General features: G+C 68.4%; 22 protein-coding genes and 1 pseudogene. 11 read left to right on the forward strand and 12 right to left on the reverse strand.

Features of this window, described 5'->3' with window-relative positions; translation table 11 throughout:
- Positions 1-777: 777 nt before the first annotated feature.
- From ACFULV_RS29705 to ACFULV_RS29715, 3 genes and pseudogenes are all read right to left on the reverse strand, one after another.
- A pseudogene (locus ACFULV_RS29705) lies at positions 778-1,275 on the reverse strand (shikimate kinase); the annotation flags it as partial.
- Between the two features lie 116 nt (positions 1,276-1,391).
- Complete coding sequence (gene aroC, locus ACFULV_RS29710) at positions 1,392-2,600, reverse strand: chorismate synthase (protein ID WP_378662404.1); 1,209 nt, start codon at positions 2,598-2,600, stop codon at positions 1,392-1,394.
- Between the two features lie 182 nt (positions 2,601-2,782).
- A complete protein-coding gene (locus tag ACFULV_RS29715; RefSeq protein ID WP_378662407.1) occupies positions 2,783-3,256 on the reverse strand; it encodes a prepilin peptidase in 474 nt (157 codons plus the stop codon).
- 161 nt (positions 3,257-3,417) lie between these two features.
- Between ACFULV_RS29715 and ACFULV_RS29720 the strand changes: the two genes are divergently transcribed.
- The 5 genes from ACFULV_RS29720 (at position 3,418) to ACFULV_RS29740 (ending at position 7,154) form a co-directional block, all read left to right on the forward strand.
- Positions 3,418-4,539 carry a M24 family metallopeptidase gene (locus ACFULV_RS29720; protein ID WP_378662410.1) on the forward strand — a complete coding sequence of 374 codons (1,122 nt, stop codon included), beginning with the start codon at positions 3,418-3,420 and terminating at the stop codon, positions 4,537-4,539.
- A gap of 64 nt (positions 4,540-4,603) precedes the next feature.
- The gene (gene efp, locus ACFULV_RS29725; RefSeq protein ID WP_067452307.1) at positions 4,604-5,167 is read left to right on the forward strand and encodes an elongation factor P; all 564 of its coding nucleotides are present in this window, start codon (positions 4,604-4,606) and stop codon (positions 5,165-5,167) included.
- A 2-nt stretch (positions 5,168-5,169) separates the two neighbouring features.
- On the forward strand, positions 5,170-5,688 hold the full coding sequence (nusB, locus tag ACFULV_RS29730) for a transcription antitermination factor NusB (protein ID WP_378626982.1): 519 nt from the start codon (positions 5,170-5,172) through the stop codon (positions 5,686-5,688).
- A gap of 3 nt (positions 5,689-5,691) precedes the next feature.
- Entirely contained in the window at positions 5,692-5,958 is a 267-nt protein-coding gene (locus ACFULV_RS29735) for a YciI family protein (RefSeq protein WP_378626984.1), read from the forward strand.
- A gap of 239 nt (positions 5,959-6,197) precedes the next feature.
- Positions 6,198-7,154 carry a hypothetical protein gene (locus ACFULV_RS29740; protein WP_378662411.1) on the forward strand — a complete coding sequence of 319 codons (957 nt, stop codon included), beginning with the start codon at positions 6,198-6,200 and terminating at the stop codon, positions 7,152-7,154.
- Positions 7,155-7,308: 154 nt separating this feature from the next.
- Here the strand turns inward: ACFULV_RS29740 and ACFULV_RS29745 are convergent, their stop codons facing one another.
- From ACFULV_RS29745 to ACFULV_RS29770, 6 genes are all read right to left on the reverse strand, one after another.
- Entirely contained in the window at positions 7,309-9,543 is a 2,235-nt protein-coding gene (locus tag ACFULV_RS29745) for an NERD domain-containing protein (protein ID WP_378662414.1), read from the reverse strand.
- A 111-nt stretch (positions 9,544-9,654) separates the two neighbouring features.
- Complete coding sequence (locus ACFULV_RS29750) at positions 9,655-10,848, reverse strand: serpin family protein (protein ID WP_378662417.1); 1,194 nt, start codon at positions 10,846-10,848, stop codon at positions 9,655-9,657.
- A 51-nt stretch (positions 10,849-10,899) separates the two neighbouring features.
- A complete protein-coding gene (locus ACFULV_RS29755; RefSeq protein WP_378662420.1) occupies positions 10,900-12,873 on the reverse strand; it encodes a UvrD-helicase domain-containing protein in 1,974 nt (657 codons plus the stop codon).
- A 107-nt stretch (positions 12,874-12,980) separates the two neighbouring features.
- The gene (locus ACFULV_RS29760) at positions 12,981-13,604 is read right to left on the reverse strand and encodes an alpha-ketoglutarate-dependent dioxygenase AlkB (protein ID WP_378626992.1); all 624 of its coding nucleotides are present in this window, start codon (positions 13,602-13,604) and stop codon (positions 12,981-12,983) included.
- Positions 13,605-13,665: 61 nt separating this feature from the next.
- Entirely contained in the window at positions 13,666-14,103 is a 438-nt protein-coding gene (locus ACFULV_RS29765; protein WP_378662503.1) for a VOC family protein, read from the reverse strand.
- A gap of 248 nt (positions 14,104-14,351) precedes the next feature.
- Positions 14,352-14,645, reverse strand: coding sequence for a hypothetical protein (locus ACFULV_RS29770; RefSeq protein WP_378662423.1), 294 nt, complete (start codon positions 14,643-14,645; stop codon positions 14,352-14,354).
- Between the two features lie 24 nt (positions 14,646-14,669).
- On the opposite strand from ACFULV_RS29770, the gene ACFULV_RS29775 reads away from it, so the two are divergent.
- Positions 14,670-14,810, forward strand: a complete 141-nt coding sequence (locus ACFULV_RS29775; protein WP_378662425.1) for a hypothetical protein — start codon at positions 14,670-14,672, stop codon at positions 14,808-14,810.
- 32 nt (positions 14,811-14,842) lie between these two features.
- Here the strand turns inward: ACFULV_RS29775 and ACFULV_RS29780 are convergent, their stop codons facing one another.
- Positions 14,843-15,808: a zinc-binding alcohol dehydrogenase family protein gene (locus tag ACFULV_RS29780; RefSeq protein ID WP_378662428.1), complete on the reverse strand. Its 966-nt coding sequence runs from the start codon at positions 15,806-15,808 to the stop codon at positions 14,843-14,845.
- Positions 15,809-15,907: 99 nt separating this feature from the next.
- On the opposite strand from ACFULV_RS29780, the gene ACFULV_RS29785 reads away from it, so the two are divergent.
- Positions 15,908-16,483: a TetR/AcrR family transcriptional regulator gene (locus tag ACFULV_RS29785; protein WP_378662430.1), complete on the forward strand. Its 576-nt coding sequence runs from the start codon at positions 15,908-15,910 to the stop codon at positions 16,481-16,483.
- A gap of 22 nt (positions 16,484-16,505) precedes the next feature.
- Here ACFULV_RS29785 and ACFULV_RS29790 read toward each other — a convergent pair whose 3' ends face one another.
- Positions 16,506-17,591 (reverse strand): sensor histidine kinase, encoded by a 1,086-nt coding sequence (locus ACFULV_RS29790; RefSeq protein ID WP_378662432.1) that lies wholly within the window; start codon positions 17,589-17,591, stop codon positions 16,506-16,508.
- Between the two features lie 10 nt (positions 17,592-17,601).
- A complete protein-coding gene (locus ACFULV_RS29795; protein WP_378662435.1) occupies positions 17,602-18,276 on the reverse strand; it encodes a response regulator transcription factor in 675 nt (224 codons plus the stop codon).
- Between the two features lie 90 nt (positions 18,277-18,366).
- On the opposite strand from ACFULV_RS29795, the gene ACFULV_RS29800 reads away from it, so the two are divergent.
- The 4 genes from ACFULV_RS29800 (at position 18,367) to ACFULV_RS29815 (ending at position 23,282) form a co-directional block, all read left to right on the forward strand.
- Entirely contained in the window at positions 18,367-18,960 is a 594-nt protein-coding gene (locus ACFULV_RS29800; RefSeq protein WP_378662437.1) for a M15 family metallopeptidase, read from the forward strand.
- Positions 18,960-20,294, forward strand: a complete 1,335-nt coding sequence (locus ACFULV_RS29805) for a DoxX family protein (protein WP_378662505.1) — start codon at positions 18,960-18,962, stop codon at positions 20,292-20,294. The genes ACFULV_RS29800 and ACFULV_RS29805 overlap by 1 nt, the downstream gene beginning before the upstream one ends.
- A gap of 128 nt (positions 20,295-20,422) precedes the next feature.
- On the forward strand, positions 20,423-21,598 hold the full coding sequence (locus ACFULV_RS29810) for a tetratricopeptide repeat protein (protein WP_378662440.1): 1,176 nt from the start codon (positions 20,423-20,425) through the stop codon (positions 21,596-21,598).
- Positions 21,599-21,749: 151 nt separating this feature from the next.
- Complete coding sequence (locus ACFULV_RS29815) at positions 21,750-23,282, forward strand: FAD-dependent monooxygenase (protein ID WP_378662442.1); 1,533 nt, start codon at positions 21,750-21,752, stop codon at positions 23,280-23,282.
- Positions 23,283-23,342: the final 60 nt, after the last annotated feature.

Raw genomic sequence — 23,342 nt, forward strand, 5'->3', positions numbered from 1 at the left:
ACCGGATGGTCCGGCCCGCTGCACCTGTTGTGGTGCCCCGGTCCGGCTTTCCGGCGAAGGATCTGCGGTGGTCGTACTCGACGGTCCGGCAGACTCGCCACCGCGCTGGCCGGCCCGCGTCGGGGCGCCTGCCTCGCGGCTCGCCGCCCGCCTGCCGCGACCGGCATTGCGACCGGCCGCCTGGCTTCCCGCGACCGGGCTGCGGCCGCCTACTCGACTACCCGGCGTGCTGCGGTTGCCCGCCCGACCCCCGGCGCCGGCAGCGCGGTTGCCTGGCTGGCTTGCGTCGGTAGTGCGGTTGCCCGGCGGGTTTTCGGCTGTACCCGCGCGGCCCTCTGATTTCGAGCTCGCGCGGCTCTCCGGGCTCTCGGCCACCGTGCCGCCGGTTTCCCGGGTGGCAACGGTGGTTGCCGGCCGGATCCGCGCACCGCCTCGGCGCGACCTGCTACGCCGGGACCGTCGACCGGCGGTCGTGCGTGACTCACTCTGCGCCGCACCCGCCGTGCGGGTGGCGCCGGTGGTGTCGTCGACTGCCGTCCGATCGGTCGCGGATGGTGTTGCCCCCGAACGGTTCCGATCATCCGGGGCGTCGCGGCGTTCGACGGCCGCCACACCCGTCTGGTCGGCACCGCTTCGGCGCGCGGCGGCGGCGCGCGCCCTGGCACGTCGCCGGTTCTTGGACCGATTGCTGCCCGTTCCGGGCCTGCCGGTGACCGAACCCGAAGCGGGCGAGGTGTTTCCGGCGTTCACACGGGGAGATGGCAGATCGGTGCGCACCGATTCGAGACCGAGCTTGGTCAGGATCATCCGCACCACCCGACCAGGACTCCGCCCATCGGTCCGCACACGCACGGAGGCGATCTCGCGGTAGAGCGGGCGACGCTCGCGCATCAGATCCCGATACTTGGCTGCGGGGTCGACTCCGTTGAGCAGTGGACGGGTACTGCTGGCGCCGGTGCGCCGAACCCCTTCGGACACACTGATTTCCAGGTAGACGACGAGAGCGTCCCGCAGCAGGTCCCTGGTCCGTTCGGACAGCACCGAACCGCCGCCGAGGGAAACCACGCCGTCGTGCTCGAGCACGGCGCGGCGCACCACCTGTTCCTCGATCCGGCGGAACTCCGTCTCACCGTCGGTGGCGAAGATATCGGGAATCGTGCGGCCGGTATCGGCCTCGATGCCCGCGTCGGTGTCGTAGAGCTCCACCCCGAGTTCCCTGGCCAGCTTGCGCCCGATGGTCGACTTCCCCGAGCCGGGCAACCCGACCAGTACCACGCGTGCCGCCGGCGCGGTCCGGTGGTCACCGCCGGTGTCAGGAGCTCCGGGCTCGACGATCGCCGGTGAGGGGCCCGCGTCGCTCTCCGGCGCGGTCCCCTCCTGCCCCTGCTCGGTCACGGGATACGGCTGTCCGCGGGCACGTGTGGGCGGCTACCGATCCGCTTGACGTAACTGGTGATGTTGTCGACGGTCTCGGCCAGCGAGTCGCCGCCGAACTTCTCCAGCGCGGCCTGCGCCAGCACCAGGGCCACCATCGACTCCGCGACCACGGCCGCCGCGGGCACCGCGCACACGTCCGAGCGCTGGTGGATGGCGACGGCTTCCTCACCGCTGGACATGTCGACCGTCGACAGCGCGCGCGGCACGGTCGAGATCGGTTTCATGGCGGCGCGCACCCGCAGTGCCTCGCCGTTGGTCATGCCGCCTTCGAGGCCACCCGCGCGGTTGGTCGAGCGCAGGACGCCGTCGGGGCCGGGACGCATCTCGTCGTGGGCCTGGCTGCCGCGTCGGCGCGCGGTCTCGAACCCGTCGCCCACCTCGACACCCTTGATCGCCTGGATGCCCATGAGGGCGGCGGCCAGGCGCGAATCCAGACGCTGCTCACCGCTGACGAACGAACCGAGCCCGATGGGCAGGCCGTCCACGATCACCTCGACGACGCCGCCGAGGGTGTCGCCGTCCTTCTTGGCTGCTTCGATCTCGGCGATCATGGCCGCCTCGGCGTCGGCGTCGAACGCCCGCACGGGGCTGGCGTCGATCGCGTCGAGATCGGCCGGGCCCGGCGTGACACCGGTGGTGTTGGCGGCGGTCCCGATCGACACCACATGCGAGATGACCTCGACACCGAAGGCCTGACGCAGGAAGTTGCGCGCGAGTGTGCCGGCCGCGACCCGAGCCGCGGTCTCCCGGGCGCTGGCCCGCTCGAGCACCGGACGGGCATCGTCGAAGCCGTACTTGAGCATCCCGGAGTAATCGGCGTGACCGGGGCGCGGGCGGGTGAGCGGCGCGTTACGCGCCATTCCCGCGAGCTCGGTCTCGTCGATCGGATCGGCCGACATCACTTCGGTCCACTTGGGCCACTCGGAGTTGGCGATCTCGATCGCGACCGGTCCACCCATGGTGCGGCCGTGGCGAACGCCACCGACCAGGGTGACCTTGTCGGCCTCGAATTTCATCCGGGCGCCGCGCCCGTAACCGAGCCGGCGGCGGGCGAGCTGTGCGGAGACATCGTCCGATGTCACCTCGACTCCGGCGACCATCCCTTCCAGGAGGGCGACGAGAGCGGGACCATGGGATTCTCCGGCAGTTATCCAGCGCAACACGCCGACTATCTTCCCATGTCGACACGTGTAGTCGGGAACGCGGGCCGACGTGACGAGCGGCACGTCGGCACCGAGCCGGGCCGCGCGGTGGCGGCCGCCGCCCTGATCCGGCCGAACCGGCCTGTTCCGGACCGCCGGCAACACCCCGTCCCCGGGATCGTCTCGGCGCGTCGCGCCGCCGGTCATGCCAGTGCCATCGCGGTGACGGTGGCCAGGCACATCGCGGGGCCGTGTGGCACCAGCCGTCGTGCCGGTGCCGCGCGCACCTGCCGCGGACCACGACCCAGCGCCGTACGCAGCCGATCACCGCCGAGCAGCACCACCGCGGCCGCGGCGGTGAGCAGTGGTGCGGCCAGCGCGGCCCACACCCAGGCGGGTGGTCCGGCGATCGCCGCGGCAGCTCCGAGCGACACCGCGAGCTTCACATCACCCGCGCCGAGTGCGGCCGGGGAGAGCAGGTGGGTGATCAGATACGGCATCGTCAACAGCGCGGCCCCGATCACCGCGGTCTCCAATTCCCCTGTCGAGAAGGCGAACAGGAACACCGCGGCCGCACCCACGCCGGTCAGCGCGTTGGGAAGGCGACGGGCATGGATGTCGATGACGCCCAGCAGCAGGCACCAGGCGATGAGGCAACAGAACGCGGCAGTGGTCATGGGATCGATCGTGCTGGGCCGCGACCGCCGAAAGTGGGCCGTACCCGAGAATGTGGATAACGTCCGCGCATGTGAACAATGCCGTATCCACCTCGCCCACCGACACGAAATCCTGGGCATCGCGTGCCGACGTGTCGCCCGTCGGGCGGTAGCGTTGACCCATGTGTGCTGACTACACGGCTCCCGATTACGCGGCCCGGCGCGGTGCCCTGCGGAGCCTGCTGGTGGAAAACGGTGTCGACGCGTTGCTGGTGACCGATCTGGTCAACATCCGGTACCTGACCGGCTTCACCGGATCCAATGCCGTTGTGCTGGTGCATTCGTGGGATATGCGCGGAGCCGAGGACCGCACCGTCATCGGTACCGACGGCCGGTACTCCGCTCAGGTCGCCGAACAGGTCCCCGATCTGCAGGCCGAGATCTGCCGGGCCACCGCGCGCCGCGTTCTCGAGCTGACCGGGGAATGGCAGCTCGGTCGCGTCGGCTTCGAGAGCCACGTGGTGACCGTCGATCAGCACACCTCGTTCCAGGAACTGCGCACCGGGCTGCAACTCGTCCCCACCTCGGGTCTGGTCGAACAGCTGCGCATGGTCAAGGATCCCTACGAGGTCGACCAGCTCGGCGCGGCGTGCACGGCAGCCGACAAGGCGCTGGCCACTCTGCTCGAGCGGGGCCTGCTGCGTCCGGGCCGCACCGAGAGGCAGGTCGCCCGCGACCTCGAATGGGCGATGTTCGAGCACGGTGCCGACGCGATCTCGTTCGAGACGATCGTCGCCGCGGGCGCCCATTCGGCCATCCCGCACCACCGGCCGACCGGCGCCGTCCTGGCCACCGGCGACTTCGTGAAGTTCGATTTCGGCGCGGTGGTCAACGGCTACCACTCCGACATGACCCGCACCCTGGTCCTGGGGACCCCCGCCGACTGGCAGCGGGAGATCTACGAACTGGTCGCCCGCTCGCAACGCGCGGGCACCGAGGCGCTCAAACCCGGCGCGCAGACCAGCGAGGTCGACGCGGCGGCCCGGATGATCATCGAAGAAGCGGGGTACGGCCCGCAGTTCGTGCACGGTCTCGGTCACGGCGTCGGGCTGCAGATCCATGAAGCACCCGGAGTGGCGAAAACGAGTACCGGTACACTTCTGGCTGGTGTGGCGGTGACCGTCGAACCTGGTGTATACCTTCCCGGCCGCGGCGGGGTCCGGATCGAGGACACGCTCGTGGTGCGCGAAGCGGGCCCGGAACTGCTCACCCGCACCAGCAAGGACTTGATCGTCGTCGACTGACGTCGGCGCGCAGAACGCAGTAACCCCCAGTACGCAGTAATACGAACGAGGAGATCCGAGGACAGTGGCGGACACCAGCGACTTCAAGAACGGCCTTGTGCTGAAGATCGACGGTCAGCTCCAGCAGATCATCGAATTCCAGCACGTGAAGCCGGGCAAAGGCCCCGCGTTCGTGCGGACCAAGCTGAAGAACGTCGTGTCCGGCAAGGTCGTCGACAAGACCTTCAATGCGGGTGTCAAGGTCGAGACCGCGACCGTCGACCGTCGCGACATGACCTACCTGTACCACGACGGCACCGACTACATCTTCATGGACGGTGACACCTACGACCAGATCTCCATCCCGGAGGCCACCATCGGTGACGGTGCCCGCTTCCTGCTGGAGAACATGGGCGTGCAGGTTGCCGTGCACGAGGACGCGCCGCTGTTCGTGGAGCTCCCCGTCACCATCGAGCTGGTCGTGCAGCACACCGACATCGGCCTGCAGGGCGACCGCTCCACCGGCGGCACCAAGCCCGCCACCCTGGAGACCGGCGCCGAGGTTGCCGTTCCGCTGTTCATCAACACCGGTGACAAGCTGAAAATCGACTCGCGCGACGGCAGCTACCTCGGCCGCGTCAACGGCTGATCGTGACCGACTCCCCGGCAGACAAGAAGGGCTCGTTCAAGAAGCTCGGCGCGCGCCACAAGGCGCGCCGCCGGGCCGTGGACCTGCTGTTCGAGGCGGAGGCGCGCGATGTCGACGTCTCCGTGCTGCTCTCGGATCGCGCTGAGCTGGCGACCCGCGACCAGAGCGTGGCCCCCGTGCACGCCTACACCACCACCCTCGTCGAGGGCGTCGCCGACGATCTCGACCGGGTCGACGGCACCATCGAGGGTTACCTCCAGGACTGGACCCTGCAGCGGCTGCCCGCGGTCGACCGGGCCATTCTGCGGATCGCGGTGTGGGAACTGTTCCACGCCACCGATGTGCCCCCGGTCGTCGCGGTCGACGAGGCTGTCGAGCTGGCCAAGGAACTGTCCACCGACGACTCCCCGTCGTTCGTGAACGGCGTGCTCGGCCAGGTCGTGCAGGTGGCGCCGCAGGTCCGCGCCGCCGCGGCCGCGACGGCCGCCACGAAGGCCGCGCGCGGCGAGTCGGAGTCCTGAGGCGTGGCGCGCAAGTACCTCGTGATGGCCGAACGCACCCCGGCGTTCGATGCCTCGGTGATCGAACCGCACCGCAGCTTCCTGCAGGAACTGCTCGCTGAGGGTCAGCTCCAGGAAAGCGGCGGCTTCACCGACGGCACCGGCGGCGCCTATGTCATCCTGGCCGAAAGCCTCACCGCCGCAACGACAATCGCCCACTCCGACCCGCTGCACACCACCGGCGCCTCGGACCTGACGATCCACGAATGGGAAATCACCGTTTCGGCGTGAATCCCGTTCGCGCAGCCGCACGTTCCGAGTGAACGTGCGGCTGTTGTCGTCTTACCGCCGCGGATCTCGCACACCACCCGACGGGGCGGGACGCGACGATCGCGGGGCGGCGGTTTCGTGATCGGGGGTGCGAATCACGGTGTCGTGCAGGAGGATGCGTAGTGAGATAGTCGCGGCTGCGTACGGCCGCTGCAGTGGGGGAGAAGATGGGCGACAACCAGGCGCTGAGTAGCCGGCACATGACGAGGGCGCAATATCTCTGGGCCGCACTGGGTCTTGTGATGATCGGCGTCAGCTTGATTTCGGCACGGGGGAACATCGGCCACGTCTTCAAGGCGGAACCGGATTTCCTGCTCGGTCTGTCCTTGTCGATCAGCACGATCTTCTTCACCAAGGCGTTCTCTCGTTCGGGGATCGCGTCGGCAGTCCACCACATCCACGAACCGAGCGACCCCAATGTCGCCGCGGCACTGGATGTCGCAGTCGGTCAGCGACTGCACGCCATGGGGCTGCACGAGAACATCGCACTGCTCAGCCGCGACATCGCGGTGGCGGGCAAGCGGATCAACGAGTTCTACGATCTGCAGGCGATGGATCCACGGTTTCACGCGACCGCGCCTCTGCTGCGTGTGGCGCTCACCGATATCGACGACGCGCTGGCGATTGTGAGCCGGGTCGCCGAGCGAATCGGAACAGCCGAGGTCAATCAGGTCTATCGCATTCCGGACGCGATGAAATCGCACCTCAACGATGCGCTGCGCGACGTCAGAGAAGCCTCGGCACGCCGCAACGAATCGTACGAGTCGCTGCGCGCTCAGATCGCGGGTGTGGCGGTCGACGACCTCTGGGGCGTCTTCGCGGTGCTCACCTCCGACACCCTCAAGGCGCAGCGCGATCTGGAATCGCTGGCGAGCAGGACTGTTCAGACAGTGCCCGCCGATCGGATCGCCGTCCTGCAGGGTTATCTCGAGGCCTCATTGCTGCGTCTGGAGAACGTGACCGAACTGATCCGTGAGCGCGGCCTCGCGGAGCCGCACACCCTGCAGATCGTGGGCCAGGACCTGCGGCGAGCTCAGGTGAAACTCGCTCGCGCACTGCAACTCGGCACCGATGAGCACGCGACCGGCGAGCAGCCTGCCGGTGAGGCGGCATCCAGCGAGCAGCCGACCACAGAACCGGGCCCCGCGGCACCGTAGAGGTGACTACCCGGGAAGAGTCCGACGGCCTCCGCCGGTGGGTGTACGAGGAAACCGGCGGAGGCGCGACCGTCGCTGGGTAGGCGCGGTGTCGGGTTGTGCTCGGGGCACGAGGTGAATCCTGCTACCTCGAGTGCGCTCGAGGTCAAGCGGTTCAGCGGGGGGCGTGGACCAGTGGGGCGAGGAAGCCGGTGAGCTGGGCTGTCGAGGGTTGGCCGAGGCGGCGGCCGAGGTAGTCGGGGGCGTCGGCGGCTGCCCGGCAGCGGTCCTGGTCGGTGTTGGCCGGGTTGTCGGAATAGCGTTCGCCGAGCATGGTGGCCTTGGCGACCTCGCGTCCGGTGTGGAGTTCGTAGACGACGATCTCGTAGGTGGCGCGGAAGAGGTTGACGGTGCGCCCCACCGGTGCGCCGGGGGAGGGGCCGTACTGGCAGGTCTGCACGAGGTCACGCAGTTCCAGCTGCTTCATGCAGGCGATGAGCTGCACGGTCGACGGATCGTCCGGGTTCCACGCGGTCGGATCGTCCGGGTGGACCATGGTCGTGAGGTCACCGGACAGATAGATCGGGCGCGCGCCGTCGCGCTCATAGGGCGCGGCGTTCGGGAACGGCTTCTTGTCCTCGCCACACATCCGGTCGTAGTCCGACATCTCGAATCGGCTCGCCTGCACCGCCGCGATCGCGAAGAACCCGGCTCCGAACAGCGCGATGAACAGCAGCAAGGCGACACCTGGCCCGACCCGTAGGCCCCGCCTGGGCGTACTCCGCTCCCGAACGGGACGGTTGTGCCACCGCTCGCGCAGCGACGGGCCGTTCCCGCGCCGCCATGACCGCCACCTTTCCGAGAGGGTCGGCTGTCGCGTCGTTCGGTCGCGTTCGACCCAATCGGACCAGTGCTCCGAGTGTTGCTGGGGAGCTGGGGTTTCCGGGGAACGATACGACGGTGCGACGGCGGGGGTGTACGCCTGTGAAGGGGTACTCCGCGATTCGGTCTCGCGGGTCGACCCGGCGGCACCGACCACGGCGGCAGTGCCCAACGCGGCCGCTGTACCGACCGCGGGAACCGACTCGGCAGTCGGGCTTTCGTCGGTACCAGCAGGTGCGCCCGCAGCGGCCACCTCGCCCCCGGGCGTGGGTTCGTGGCGGTCGATGGTCGGTGGATCGTCGATCGCGCCCGATTCATTGCCGACGACGGATTTGCTCAGCGAGACGGTGCTTTCGGACTGACCGTCCGATGACTCGGCTACTTCGCCGAGTGCGGGCTCGTCCAGGTCGATCGTGTCGTCGTCGAAAGTCTCAGCGCGTGTGGCGCTTTCGCTCTCCGGAGCAGCGCCCTCGGCGGTTGGCTCATGCTCAGGGGTGTCGTCCCGGGGCGAGTCCAGTTCGGCACTGTCGGGGGGCGAAGTCTCGTCAGTCACCTGTTCGGCGGGTTCGGCGTCGGTTGTCGGCTCGTCGGGTGGTCCGATCGCTGTGGCCGATAACGCCACGTCGTCGGCCTGCGCGCTGATGAAACCGTCACTCGAAGAAGGGGATTCCGTCTCGCCTTCAGCGCGGGCCGACGTCGGATCCTCGGGGCGAACCGCCGTAGGGGGTCGATGGGCGAGCCTGTCGATCGCGGCGAGAAATGCGGGTGTAGATGCGCGAGCCGAACCGGTCGACGCCGCAGGGGAACTCGATGCGGTGCCGGAATCAGCTGTCCCCGAGGGGGAGCCGAGCTCCACAGCGGTCGGGGCGATGGGCCGGGAAGTAGTCGCCGGGTCGAGAGCAGCCGGAAAGCCCTGTGCTGTCAGTTCATCGGGGGAAGGCAACAGATGGCCCAGGTTCAACGCACCGAACACCCGGGTGACGTCATCGATGCTGAGCCGGACCGTGCGCCCGCTCTCGGCCTGGAAATAGTCGTGCAGTGCGCCGGCGTCGTCGCGATCGATCAGCACCGCGCGGTACCCGTCGGCGATCCTGGTTTCCTCGATGGTGATCTCGGCGCCGGGCTGGGCGACCAGCGCGATCACCGCGTTCACCCAGCCGAAGATCCCCGACTGCTGCAGCAGGCTCTTGGCCGCGAAGACCTGTCGGCGCACCTGGACGAACGGGTTGGGCACCCGGACGGCGTGATAGAGCGCGGCCGGTTCGCCGTCGATGGTCCACGGCCCGTTCGGAGGGGTGGCGAGGGTGCCTTCCTGACGGGCGGTGAATCCCTTCACCTCCACGATGGTCACGCTCTGCGGCGTGCACACCAACGCGTCGACCTCGACCGACCCGCCCCGGCTCTCCGGTACGTGACAGCGGAACACGGCGACGCCGCCCGCCCGAAACGCCTGGTCACGGAGCGCCGCGCCGACGATCTGTTCCGCGCCTTCGAGTTCGCTCTCGTCCGCGACAACGACGATCACCACGACCCCCTGTGCACCTGACTGCGGACTGCTACCAGGATACGGCCTCCACTAGCCGTATCGAAACCGAATCCTGTTGCTGAGCAACGGCTTCGGCAATGTCGATTACCGATCTCACCACGGCGGCCCCGAGTTTCGTCTGCCCGCCGGTTCCGCACCGACCGGCCGAACCCATTCCACCGGCGGCTTCGTGATCTGACCTGCGACCAAGACGAGGCCGGTCGGCCGGTCTACCGCGATGAATCCGAAGGGGCGGTCGATGTTCACCGATGTGATCGTCGACCATGTCTTCTGCGGAATGCTGCCGAGGCGCATTGCCACGGCCGTGACGGCAGCCGCTTCGAAGCCTTCGGCGTCGAAGCGTGCGATGACGTCCTGACCCGCGGCATCCAGCGCCAGCGGATCCGCTGCGAGTCCGGCGAAATGGGAACCGGGAACGTTCATCGAGGTGGACAGGCCGAACATCGCCGCATGGCGAGCGAGGTTGTGCTTGTTCTCCACCTCGAACGGCGGCATGGTCAGCACCACGGAGTCGCCACCGCCAAAGGTCTCCCGTCGACTCACCGACAGACAGGGCGCCGTCGTGTCGACAGGCAGTTCTGTCCGCACATCGACGGTCCCGTCCAGAGCCGCCAGGCCGGTGGCCAGACCGTGCCGCGAATTCGTGCCGATCAGCAGGTGCACGTCGAGTTCGCCCTTGCCGGTGACGATCACCCGGGTCACTTCGTCGTCGAGTACCGACACGCTGCCGTCGGGATGGCTCGTGCGGTACAGGCCGGGTCCCCGATGTCCTTGCCACGGACCGGTTTCCGGTGTGTAGAGGATCTCGTCGAACGCCTGCACCCAGCGGGTGCGTGCCATCAGCGCGGTCGCCAGCGCGAGCGCCGTGTCCGAGGTGATCGGCACCGGAAATTTCTTGATCAACCCCCGGGTCTGCTCGTTCGCCCACGCATCGAGTGCTGCCGGATCGCCCAGCTCACCGACCGTCCCGGTGGGCATACTGCGAACCCACTCCTCGCGCAGGGTCAGCCCCGGCCGAACCCACGCCCCGATCGCCGTCGATACCTCCCGCGAAGTATCCAGCGATTTCAGCATGTCCAGCCCCGCCGAATGGGCCTGCTCCGCCGGAACCCCCACCGCCGCGGCGAGCTCATCTCTCGCCCGTCCGGAAGCAGCCCCCGCCAACACGGCGAGTAGTGGCCACAATCCGGCCCCCGACACCACCGCGTCCCCGCCCCCGAATGTTTCGCACCACCGCCCTGTCAGCGCATTCGATGCCCGCACATGCGGCAGAAGTGAACTCCCCATCCCCGGATCCTACGACCAGCCACCGACAATCCGCCACGTCGCCGAATTCCGTCAGCCCCGGACGATCCCCAGCCAGACATAGTCCCTGGCCCGCGTGACCGCGACGAACTGCTGGCGCATAATCAAATCCTGACGCTCCCGTTCGGCGTCGGTACCCGGCGGCGCCGGCTCGACGAACGGATGGATCACCGCGCGGAAATCCAAGCCCTTCGCGCGATAGACCGTGCCGACCTTGACGCCGCTGTCGGTGTCGGCGCAGCGATACTCGACGAGCTCCTGCGCGGCGATTCCCCAGCGGCGCAATAGGCGGAGCACGGCTTCCGCTTCGGCGTTGGTGATGGTGATGATCGCGGTGTCCGACAGCGAGATGCCCTGGGCGACAATATTGTCCAGCTGGCGACGAATGTGACCGTGCAGCTCGGCCCGCGCACAGTACTGCCGTCCGGCGTAGCCGTCGGGAAGGGCGGCGTCGGTGAGATCGAGGCTCTGCCGTTCGCTGGTATCGAGGTCCTCGACGGGTCGTGCGCCCGGCAGGCTCGCCGCGAGTCGCAGGACCTCCCGGCGGTTGCGGTAGTTCTTGGTGAGCTTCTCGCTGCGCCCGACGATATTGACTTCGGCATCGACGAATCGCCAGCCGCCCGCGTAGATCTGCTGCTGGCGGTCGCCGACGAACAGCAGAGAGTTGGGTTCGTCGCCGGTCAGCGCGTGAACCAGCCGCACGCTCTGCACGGTCATGTCCTGCATTTCGTCGACGACGACCATCGCGTACGGCTGCCGGAGGGGACGCGCGCGCAGTTCGTCGAGCGCTGCGGTGATGACATCGTTTCCGTCGAAGCATCCCCACTCGGTCCGGTATGCCTCATAGGCCTGGTACAGCTCCCACACGTGTCGGCGCTGACCGGTACGCAACGACACTCGGCGACCACGCCGATCCACCTCGGCATAGGCGGTGAACCCGGCGTCGTCGCAGGCGAGTCCACGCCCCTTGATCACCCGATCGACTTCCTCTCGCCAGTAGGGGAGCGCGGGCGAGATCTCCGCCAGTGGGCCCGACCTGCCGACTCGCCCCCACGCGAGGTTGAAGGCTGTGTCGGCCCGCTTGAGCTCCATTCTCATCGGAATCCCGCGCTCGGTCAGGAACGCCTGCGCCCACGCGTGCAGGTTCGTGAACTCCGCCCGCCCGGCCGCATCGGGCAGCAACCGCGCGAACGCCGACTCCTGGCACGGCGGCAGGTTCTTCACCAACGTGGTGAACAGCAGCGGCCCGGTGCTGCGGCGGGCACGATGTGCCATCCGGTGTAGCGCCAGTACCGTTTTCCCCGACCCCGCCGGACCCACGATCCGTGCCGGACCGTTGTGATTGCGGGTTACCAACGCGAGCTGGGCGGGATCGAGGAAAGCCAGCCAGGTCGGGAACGGCTTGGCCAGCGCACCGGCAAGGTGGTCGGTATGTAGCGTTTCCACCTCCAGCAGGCCGTCTGTCTCGGCGGGCGGCTGCGCGGGGGCGAGCCGGGCGATCGGACGATAGTCGCGATGGCGCTGGGCGGTGTGCTCGGCGAGGTCGCCGGCCAACCGTGCGGGCATCACCGATCGCCGGCCCATCAGTGTGCGCACCGTCGCGTCGGTGACGACCACGAACCGGCCATCGCCGCCGGCACGTCGGCCAGGCGGCAGAACGAACACCAACTCGACTGTCTCCCGGACGAACTCATTGCGATTCGGTCCGATCGACACACCGGCAAACAGCTGTTCGGCCTGTGCGCGCAGCCGCCGCACCTGGTCGTCGTCCGGCAGCTCGTCGACCACGGCGAGCGCGAACACTCCACCGGGCCCGATGAGCAGCGCGTCACACCGACCAGTCGGAGCGGGCTGGGTCCGGTACACCGACAGCCGCCATCGCTGTCTACCCGCCAACAGCAACGCTGTGTAGACGCCACGCAAACGCCCGGTCAGCCCGACGACGCTCTGCGCGAGCGCCTCTTCCGCGCGCAGACGCAGGAATTCCTCATCATTACCGGACGTCATCTCGGCCACCCCCGCTTGGTCCGTAATACTCCGTTCTTTCGAGTATCGGTGAATTACCAAGCAACAGAAAGTGTTTCGACCGAATCAGTCCAACGGACGTGGTCGGGTCACCGGACCCCGCGGGGGCGGAACTGGATGCTGATGCGGGGTCCGACGGGGCGTGCGGTCTTGGGGACCGCGTGTTCCCAGGTGCGCTGACATGCCCCGCCCATCACCAGGAGATCCCCGTGCCCGGCCGTGAACCGTACGCTCGCGCCACCGCCGCGCGGGCGTAGCAGCAGAGAGCGCGGCGCTCCGACCGAGACGATCGCGACCATCGTGTCGTGGGTGGCGCCGCGGCCGATCGTGTCTCCGTGCCAGGCGACGCTGTCGCGGCCGTCGCGGTAGAAACACAGCCCGGCCGTGCGGAACGGTTCACCGAGTTCCGCCGCGTAATGCGCGGTCAATGCCGCCCGCGCATCGACCAGAATGTGATCGGGGAGCGGGTCGTTCTCCCCGAAGAACGACACCAGCCGTGGCACGTCCACGACCCGGTCGTACATCGGCCTGCGTTCGGCGTGCCAGGGGACGCGTTCGGCCAGTCGATCGAACAGCCGGCTCGCGCCGCTCAGCCAGCCTGGCAGCACATCGACCCAGCTGGTCGCGTCGAGTGGGGTGCGCCGGATCGCCTCGATGGAACCCAGGGCAATCGCGTCACCGTCGAACAGTGAACCTTGCAGGGGCAGCGACATGAGCGCCAGTCTACAACGTATTCGAATGTATGTTCGATAGACGGCTCGTGGTGAGTGTCGCTCAGCGGAGTTCCTCGACCAGCCCGATGAGGACGCCGTCGGGGCCGCGCACGTAGGCGTAGCGGCAGATGTCTTCGTAGCGGGCGACCGTGCCCACGAGTTCGGCGCCGTGGGCGCGCAGGCGGTCGAGGACGTTCTCGACATCGTCGACGACGAATGTCAGGCGTGGGATGCCGGGGATGTTCACTGGCGCGTTCGGTGCGGCGAGGGTGGTCGTCGGCGAGCGGAAGGTCGAGAGCTCGACCCGGCTGTGGCCGTCGGGTGTCCGAACGACGGCCATGTCGGCTCGGACGCCCGTCAGTCCGAGCAAGTCGTCTGCCCATTGGCCCCCGACTGTCGCTTCGCCCTCCAGCTCCAGGCCCAGTGCTACGAAGAACGCGACAGCAGCCGCGAGATCTTCGACCACGATGCCGACATGATCCATCCGGTGGACCGTCATGATGTTCTCCTCGGGTTCGTTGCGGCTCATTCTGGCCGGATCGTATTTTCGGACGCGCTGACGCTCGTCGTCTCGAGGCCCGTTCGGCTCTCGTATCCCTGGGACGGAGTCGCCCGAGCATTCTCGACATCCCCGGCGCATGAATTGCCAGATTTTTCGCGCAGAGCATCGCGACGCGTCGGAAGCCCGGTCGACCGAGTCCGCCGAGGGCACTGTCGGCCGACCAGGTGCCGATCCCGGCAGCGGGCTCAGTCCTGCCAGCCGCTCGTGTCGAGAACCGTGTCCCACGTGTACGGCACCAGTTCCGGATGACGCAGCCGGAGGATCTCGCCCGGCAGCGAGCCCAGCGGTGCCTTGCGCGGGTCGCCGACCGCCTGACGTTCGATGATGTCGGTGAGGGCCCGCGTACCGCCGAGGCGTGGATAGGAGGCGTGGACCAGGTCCGCGAATCCCGGGGGCAGATCATCGGGGCCGCCGCCGACGTCGAGGCCGATGCCGGTGACCGCGATCCAGATGGCGGCGGGTCGACGACGGCGGTACACGGGTGAGTCGCTGAGGCCGGTCGTGTGCGCGGCGATGGCGTCCCAGATGATGTCGACGCGCTCATCGTCGATGCCCTGCGCTTCGAGGAACTCGGCCGCGAAATCCGCGCCGTCGATTCGGCGTGCCCGGGTTGCGTGACGCCCACCAACCTTCAGGTTGGTTGAAGCATACGCTGAGTTTCAAGGAGACTGAAGGTTTATGGCCGCAACAGCACGGTGCCGAAAGCGGTCCTGTCCTCCAGCATTCGGTGCGCCCGCGCGGCGTCGGCGAGGGAAAGGATCGAGTCGATCACGGGTGTCAGCAGGCCCTGTGCTGTCGCCGTGAGTGCCGCCGATCGCTGCTGGGCGACTTCGCCGAGCCAGGCGGTGCCCGCGCAGCCGGTGAGCGTGAGTCCGCGCAGGATCAGCTCGGTGGCACCCAGCTGTGCGGGTGCGCCGTCGAGCCAGCCGTAGCTGAGGATTCGGCCACCCAGTGGCGTGATCAGGTCGAGCAGCGGCGTCAGCGATGCGCCCCCGATGGAATCGAACACGACGTCGACCGTGCCGCCCGCGAGGAGATCGGCCAGCTGATCCGCCCAGTCGGGCGCGGTGTGATCGAGCACCTCGTGCGCGCCGCTGTCGCGCGCGAGCCGGGCCTTCTGTTCCCCGCCCGCGGTACCGATGACGCGCACGCCCGCGGCGGCGCACAGCTGGGTGAGGCAGCTGCCGACACCGGTGGCCGCCGCTTCGACCAGGACGGTCTCGCCCGCCGTGACACCCGCCGTCCGCATCAGCGCCAGTGCCACCGACCCCGGCATGAGGATCGCGGCAGCGTGCTCGGTGGTCAGGTCGGCAGGGATCGTTGTCACCGAATCAGCTTCGGCGACAACGAGTTCGGCGTAGGCGCCGAACCCGCTGGTCGACGCGACCACCCGGGAGCCGAGCAATTGCTGATCGACGCCCGCGCCGATATCGATCACCGTGCCCGCCGCCTGGAACCCGAAGACCTCGGGTAGCGGCGCGGGAAATGGAAACGTGCCCGCGCGAACCTTGGTCTCCGGGTAGAGCACCGGCACCACCTCGGTCCGGAGGACGACCTGCCCGTCGCCCGGGCGAGGGTCGCCGACCTCGCGCACCACCAGAACGTCGGGTGTGCCGGTCCGGGTCATTACGATTGCCTGCATCAGAACTCCATAAGTTGACTGTCGGTCCAGATATCTCGAACGATATGGACCGTCGGTCAACTTGTCAACGGATCGGCGGGTGCCGAGAAAGCGGGTGCGATGACCGACCGACGTCCCACCGAACGCGCCGACGCCGCGCGCAACCGTCGAGCGATCCTCGATGCCACCGCCGCGCTGCTGGCCGAACACGGCGCGGCCGGGGTGACGATGGATCGGGTGGCCGCGGCGGCGGGTGTCGGAAAGGGCACCATCTTCCACCGGTTCGGCAGCCGCGCGGGCCTGCTCTACGAGCTCGTCGCCGAGGGTGCCGTCGCGTTGATGGCGGCGGTGTCGAGCGGCCCACCGCCACTGGGACCGGGCGCACCGGCGACCGACCGGCTACTCGCCTTCTTCGACGCGATGACGTGCATGGTCACCGACGACGTGGAACTGATCGCGGCTTATCAGGCGATGCCGCCACATCCGCGCAGCGCCGAATTCCACACGTTCTGGGCGCAGCACATCGGCACGCTCCTGCGCGAGGTCCGTCCCGATATCGACGCCGACACCGTGGGCGCGCTGTTGTTGTCGACGGTCGGCGGGGAACTCGCACAGCAACTGGCCAGGGCGGGCGAGGTCGACCGTTTGCGTGCGGCGGTCGCGGAATTGGTGCGTTCGGTGCTGCGCACTCCCTGAACGCCCTGCCGTGCCGGAGCCGTCACCGCCGTGCTGCCGGCGGTAGTGGCCGACGTGGAAGCTGGACCGTGACGCGGAGTCCGCCGGCCGGACGCGGATCGAGTGCGAGGGTTCCACCGTGTGCCGCGGTGATGCTGTTGACGATCGCCAGGCCCAGGCCGATGCCCGCGTGGTCGGCGCGAACGCGTTCGGTGCCGCGCTGAAACGGCTCGACCAGTGTGGAAACCACCATGGGGTGCAGGACCGGGCCCGTGTTCTCGACGGTGAGCACCACCGTCTCGGGGCGCAGTCCGGTCGTGACCCACACGATGCCGCCTGCGGGCAGATTGTGGACGATCGCGTTGTGCACGAGATTCGTCGTCAGCTGCAACAGCAGGGCGTGGGAGCCGATGGTGGGGGTCACCTCGCCCGAGGTCTCCAGGATCACGCCATGTTCTTCGGCGAGGGCGAGCAGCGTTTCGGCGGCTTGTTCCGCGAGCAGGGAAAGGTCGACGTGTTCCCGGGTGAAAGACCGCTGATCGGCGCGGCTGAGCAGCAGCAATGCCTCGGTGAGGTCGATCGCCCGGGTGTTGACGGCGTGGAGGCGGTCGACCAGTTCGCCGGTGTCGTGGGTGCGGTCATCGCGGGCCACGTCGAGCAGGGTCTGGGTGATCGCCAGCGGCGTGCGCAGTTCGTGGGAGGCGTTGGCGGCGAAGCGGCGCTGTTCGTTGACGTGTGCTTCCAACCGGGCGAACATCACGTCGAAGGCGTCGGCGAGTTCGCGGAACTCGTCGCTGCGGCCCGGCAGCCGGATTCGGTGGCTGAGTGAGCCGTTCGCGGCCGTCCGGGTGGCGGCGGTGATGCGGGTCAGCGGGGTGAGCATCCAACCGGCGAGAAACCATCCGCCCACCAGACCGATCGCCAGCAGGAAAGCCATCACGATGGTCACGAACGGCGCGAAGGAGCGCAGCAGCATGCCGCGATCGATCCAGAAATCGCCGCTGCTGGTGTAGATCCAGCCCTCGGGCAGGTACCACAGGTAGTAGACACCCACGGCGGCGATGAGCAGCGAACCCACGACCATGATGAAGCCGGCGTAGCTGAGGGTGAGTTTGAGGCGAACACTCAATCCGGGCGCCCTACCCACGGTCTCGCCCGTCGCTGATGCGGTACCCGACACCGGCCACGGTGGCGATGACCCACGGTTCGCCCAGGCGTTTGCGTAGCGCGGAGACGGTGATCCGCACCGCGTTGGTGAACGGGTCCGCGTTCTCGTCCCACGCCCGTTCCAGGAGTTCCTCGGCGCTCACGACACCGCCTTCGGCGGCGATGAGCACTTCGAGCACCGCGAACTGCTTCCGGGTCAGAGCGATGTAGCGGCCGTCGCGGTAGACCTCCCGGCGGAACGCGTCCAGACGCAGCCCGGCGATCTCGCGCACTGGTGGCCGGTTGTGCGCGCGCCTGCGGTCGAGCGCTCTGAGCCGGAGGACGAGTTCGCGGAGTTCGAACGGCTTGGTGAGGTAGTCGTCGGCGCCGAGCCCGAAACCGCTCGCCTTGTCGTCGAGCCGATCGGCGGCGGTGAGCATCAGGATCGGCAGCCCGCTACCGGAGGCGACGATGTGTTCGGCGATCTCGTCACCGGAGGGACCCGGGATGTCACGGTCCAGGACGGCGATGTCGTAGGTGTTGACGCTCAGCAGCTCCAGCGCGGTATCGCCGTCACCCGCGATGTCGGCGGCGATCGCGTCCAGGCGCAGGCCATCGCGGATGGCGTCCGCCAGATAGGGTTCGTCCTCGACGATCAGTACACGCATAGACGCTCGATTCTCCCAGCCGGGGGATATCGTCGGCGTATCCGAAAGCGCATACGCGTCGGCAACACCATGCTGCCTTGACTGAGGGGCATGAACCACCGTGAACCGGCGATCCGCCGTCTCCGATCGACCGCCCTCGCCGCCGTTGTCATCGTCAGTGCGGCGTCTGTCGGTGTCCTCGTTTACCAGTCGTTGCCGACCATGTCCACGGTCGCACGATCCATCGACACCTTGGTCGGCGGCCACCGCGGTCCGCCCGGCGCGACGCTCTTCGACGACGGGAATCCGTCCGTGGGCAACCTCGACTCCGATCTGCTCGCCGCCCTGCGCTCCGCTGCCGCCGATGCCGCGGACGACGGGGTCGAGCTCGTCGTCAACAGTGGCTGGCGGTCGCCGGAATACCAGGAACAGCTGCTGCGCGAGGCAGTCTCGAAATACGGCTCGGAAACCGAAGCCGCTCGGTGGGTGGCAACCCCTTCCACGTCCGCTCACGTAGCGGGCGAGGCGGTCGATATCGGGCCGACCGACGGCGCGGCATGGCTGTCCGCGCACGGCGCCGCCTACGGGTTGTGCCAGATCTACGCGAACGAACCGTGGCATTACGAACTTCGCTCCGACGCGGGGGAACTCGGCTGTCCGCCCCTGTACGCCGACCCGACCCACGATCCGAGGATGCAGCAGTGATCACGACAGCGTCGGCCCCCGTCGCAGCACGGGCCGGTCGGCCTGTGCCGACCCAGATCGTCCTCCGATTCTCCATCATCTATTTCGGCCTGCTCTGCCTGCTCCTGACCTATATCCCGTTCGCGCTGCTCGGCATCCTCGGCCGGTGGATTCGCGAATACCCGGGGCCGTGGAACATGCCCATCACCGACCCCGTCACCGGGCCGGTCGGTCGAGCGGTCTTCGGGGTCGACGCTGAGTTACACCAGGACTCCGGAGCGGGCGACCAGACCGCCGTCTGGGTACTGGTGTTCTGTCTGCTGGTCGTCGCGGCGACGGGCGCCGCGGTGTGGACAGCCGTCGACCGTCGTCCCGTACCCGCCCGCGCGCTCGCCTGGTTCTCGCTGTTCCTGCGGCTGGCTCTGGGCGGGCAGATGATCGGGTTCGGGTTCGCCAAACTGATCCCCACCCAGATGCCGGCACCCGGACTGGCTCAGCTGTTGCGGCCGTACGGCGAGATGAGCCCCGCCTCGGTGTTGTGGCTGCAGGTCGGCAGCTCGTATCCGTACGAGATGGCTCTCGGCGGGGTGGAAGTGGTGGCGGGGCTGCTGCTGTTCGTGTCCAGGACCGCCGTGCTCGGCGCCGCGTTGACGCTGGCGAGTACCGCGCAGATTCTCCTGCTGAACATGACGTTCGACATACCGGAGAAACTGCTCGCCGCGCACCTGCTGCTGATCAGCGTGTTCCTGCTCGCTCCGTACCTGCGGCGCCTGACTGATGTCTTCGTGCGGGAAGGCGCATGCGCGCCACTGACCCAGCCCGCGCTGTTCACCGACGCCAGGAAGAACCGCCTCGCGATCTGGGCGGTGGCGGCGTTGGGCCTGTGGGTCGCGCTGGGGAGCGGCTACGACCGCTGGGTGGTCTGGCACGAACAATCCGGTGCCGCGAGCCCCAAATCGGCGCTGTACGGAATCTGGGAGGTGCGGGATTTCACCGTCGACGGGCTGCCGATCCCGCCGCTGACCACCGACGAGACACGGTGGCAGCGACTGGTTTTCGATGACCCGCAGCAAGCCGCCTACCAGCGGATGAACGGCGAACTGGTACCCGCGCACGCCCACTTCCGCCCCGACGGACACGTGGAGCTCACCTCGATGAACGCCATGGGCACGGTCGACCCCGGACCACCGTTCGCGACACTGTCCTGCGAGAAACCCACCCCGGACCGACTGCTGCTACGCGGAATACTGCACGACCGCCCGATCACGATCACCCTGGACCGCAAGGACCCCGACACCTTCACCTTGCGCAGCCGCGGATTCCACTGGGTCCAGGACTATGTGTACTTCCGCTAGCGGGACAGGCTGTCCCCGTGCGGCTTTCGCTAGAATACGTCGCGGCCCTGCGATGCCGGACCCGTGGCGCGTAGGTGTTCGCGCCGAGGCGGCCGACGATCGGCGCACTCGGGGGAGGGGGTGAGACAGTGCGGCAATTCGTCAGCGGTGCCATCGGTCTACTGATGGTCGGCGCGTTACTGGTCTTCTTCCTCGGCTTCGTCCCGATAGTCGTCGGGGTGATCAAGTTGCTCGAGGACCCGGCCGCGGCTCCGATGTGCGGTGACAGGCCGATGGAACGAGGGACCGTCTGCATCGAGTCCTCCCGCACCGGCACCAGCAGCACGCCATACCGGGAGGTGCTGCGCCAACAGCGTGACAGCCACGAGATCGGGATCGGTCTGGTGAAGGGCGGCGGCGCGATGATCGGCGGAAGCCTCGTCGTCGTCTTCGCCGGCGCCTACGTGGGCGGTGTGCTGGACGCCAGATGGGCTGCCACGCAGTCGTCCCGGCGGCGTCCCCGAGCTGAAACCTTTCGACGCATACCGGCGCTGACCTCGTCGGCTGCGATCGTCGACCCAGCTGCCGAGGAGCCGAGCCCCACCCCCGCCGATTCCCGCCGGGGCGACACCATGGCGGAATTCGGACGGCAGTGTGAGCGTCGAGGTGACGTCGCCGAGGCTGAGAGCTGGTATCGCCAAGGCGCCGGCCTCGGCAGTGCTTCGGCCATGAACAGGTTGGGTCGCCTGCTGCACGATCGCAACGCCGCGCAGCGCTTGTTCTCGCGCTTGCTGCACCGCACTGCCACCGCGAACCGCGCAGCCGAAGCCCTGCACTGGTTCCTCGAAGCCGCCGATGCGGGCGACACCGACGCGATGGCCGCACTCGGCGCGCTGTTCGACGAGGACGGACAGCACGAGGAGGCCGAGCGGTGGTATCGCCGAGCCATCGACGCCGGTGACCGCAGCACCATGAACAACCTCGGGATGCTGCTCTTCGACCGAGGTGACTACGCGGAAGCCGAACGCTGGTGGCGGCGTGCCGCCGCCGCGGGCAGCGCGGCGGCGCGGCAAAACCTGCAGCGGTTACCGCACCGGACCCTCGCCCCGGCCGACCGCCGCGCGTCCCCACCCACGCGGACTGCCACGCCTCGACCCACTCCCGTGCTGCCGGACAACTACCAGACACTGCTCGCCATGGTGATGGGCGATCACGCCTCCGCCGAGGGTCTGATCGAATTCGAACAGCGACAACTGCCTGATGCGAACCGCGAGAGCTGGATTCGGCAGGCCATCACACGACTGCGGCATGACCGTCAGCGCTGAGGTCGTCGAGGCCGTTCGCAGCGGATCGTCGGAGTCGGGATCTCCTTGCCCCTTCTAACTTATAGCTCACCCCGGGGCTTGCGGCAAGGCCCCGGTGGTGCTGCAGAATCGCTGGGCAATGCAGGGACCAGCCACATTCGGGAGTGACCAGATGCAAGAGATGACCACCGACGTGATCGTTGTCGGGGCTGGGCCGGCCGGGTTGATGCTCGCGGGGGAGCTGGGGCGGGCCGGGGTGCGTCCGCTGGTGCTCGAACGTCGTGAACAGCCGGGCACCGCGCAGAAGGCCAGTGGTCTCGGCGGGCGGATTCTGGACGTGCTGCGCTATCGAGGACTGCTCGACCGGATGACGGCGGTCAGCGGCGACCCGAGTCCGAAACCGATCTTCCCCTTCGGCGGGGTGTACCTGGACTTCACCGGCCTCGACGAAACTCCGATGCACGCCATGGCGATTCCGCAGGCGCGGGTCGAGGAACTGCTCGCCGAGGACGCCGTCGACCTCGGTGCCGAGATCCGGCGCGGACACGAAGTGGTCGCGGTGACCCAGGACGACGACGCGGTGATCGCGGAAGTGAACGGGCCGGACGGACCGTACCGGGTGCGCGCCCGCTACCTGGTCGGCTGCGACGGCGGCCGCAGCCGGATTCGCGAACTGGCGGGAATCGGGTTCCCCGGCAGCACCTATCCGGAGGTCAACCGGCTGGCCGTGGTCGCCGTGCACGAGTCGGTGACCGTGCTCGACGACGGCGGCCTCGAGGTGCCCGGTTTCGGCCGGATCGATCCGGGCTTCACCCACACCGACACCGGGGTGTTCGCGCTGGGACGGGTCAGCTCCGAGGACCGCGTGATGTTCTTCCAGACCACCGAGAACGACGACGCCGAATACGACAACGACGAACCACTGACCATGGCCGAACTCGGCCACAGCGTCCGGCGTGTGCTGGGCGCGGAGGTTCCGCTCGGTGCGCCGACTCGCTTGTCGCGCTACCAGTTCCAGGACCGCCAGGCCGAAAACTACCGTGTGGGTAGGGTTTTCCTGGCCGGTGATGCCGCCCACCTGCTGCCCGCCACCGGCGCCGCGATGAATCTCGGCATGACCGATTCGGTGAACCTGGCCTGGAAGCTGGCCGCGGACATCCACGGTTGGGCACCGGCCGGCCTGCTCGACACCTACCACGACGAACGCCACTTCGGCGGTGGTCGCGCACTGCTGCAGACCCGCGCCCAGGCGGCACTTCGCCAGGGTCAGGACCCTGCCGCCGAGGCGCTGCGCACGGTATTCCAGGAACTGCTCTCCGACGAACCCGCGCTGCGCCGTATGGGAGCCCTCGTCGCGGGCACCGATCTGCGCTACCCGGCACCCGGAACCCCGTCGCTCACCGGCACTTTCGCTCCCGACCTGAGTCTGCACACCGACCAGGGCACCACCGCCGTCGCCGAGATCATGCGCGCCGCGCGACCGGTCTTCCTCGACCTGGCCGACCGTGCCGACCTGCGGGAGATCGTCGGGGAGTGGGCGCAGCGCGTCGACATCCACAGGGCCAAGACCGGCGATCGTCCCGCCGACGCACTCCTGATCCGCCCCGACGGTCACATCGCCTGGGCGGCGACGATCGACGAGGCACCGGACACCGCCGCAGCTGATCTGCGCGCGGCGCTGACCAGGTGGTTCGGCGTCCGGTAGTCGCGCGAACGCGAAACTCCGCAGCTGCCGGCGTCGACTTTCCGGCAGCCACGTGACCGG

Origin of the sequence: Nocardia sp. NPDC057272 (assembly GCF_042668615.1) — a bacterium.
Classification (GTDB): Bacteria; Actinomycetota; Actinomycetes; order Mycobacteriales; family Mycobacteriaceae; genus Nocardia.

What these genes read in the sequence shown, in the direction of transcription:
- ACFULV_RS29720 (WP_378662410.1), top strand. Translation starts at nt 3,418, where the DNA reads ATGTGTGCTGACTACACGGCTCCCGATTACGCGGCCCGGCGCGGTGCC.
- ACFULV_RS29800 (WP_378662437.1), top strand. Translation starts at nt 18,367, where the DNA reads ATGAACCACCGTGAACCGGCGATCCGCCGTCTCCGATCGACCGCCCTC.
- ACFULV_RS29765 (WP_378662503.1), bottom strand. Translation starts at nt 14,103, where the DNA reads ATGACGGTCCACCGGATGGATCATGTCGGCATCGTGGTCGAAGATCTC.
- ACFULV_RS29760 (WP_378626992.1), bottom strand. Translation starts at nt 13,604, where the DNA reads ATGTCGCTGCCCCTGCAAGGTTCACTGTTCGACGGTGACGCGATTGCC.
- ACFULV_RS29780 (WP_378662428.1), bottom strand. Translation starts at nt 15,808, where the DNA reads ATGCAGGCAATCGTAATGACCCGGACCGGCACACCCGACGTTCTGGTG.
- ACFULV_RS29755 (WP_378662420.1), bottom strand. Translation starts at nt 12,873, where the DNA reads ATGACGTCCGGTAATGATGAGGAATTCCTGCGTCTGCGCGCGGAAGAG.
- ACFULV_RS29715 (WP_378662407.1), bottom strand. Translation starts at nt 3,256, where the DNA reads ATGACCACTGCCGCGTTCTGTTGCCTCATCGCCTGGTGCCTGCTGCTG.
- ACFULV_RS29795 (WP_378662435.1), bottom strand. Translation starts at nt 18,276, where the DNA reads ATGCGTGTACTGATCGTCGAGGACGAACCCTATCTGGCGGACGCCATC.
- ACFULV_RS29740 (WP_378662411.1), top strand. Translation starts at nt 6,198, where the DNA reads ATGACGAGGGCGCAATATCTCTGGGCCGCACTGGGTCTTGTGATGATC.
- ACFULV_RS29750 (WP_378662417.1), bottom strand. Translation starts at nt 10,848, where the DNA reads ATGGGGAGTTCACTTCTGCCGCATGTGCGGGCATCGAATGCGCTGACA.
- ACFULV_RS29815 (WP_378662442.1), top strand. Translation starts at nt 21,750, where the DNA reads ATGCAAGAGATGACCACCGACGTGATCGTTGTCGGGGCTGGGCCGGCC.
- ACFULV_RS29785 (WP_378662430.1), top strand. Translation starts at nt 15,908, where the DNA reads ATGACCGACCGACGTCCCACCGAACGCGCCGACGCCGCGCGCAACCGT.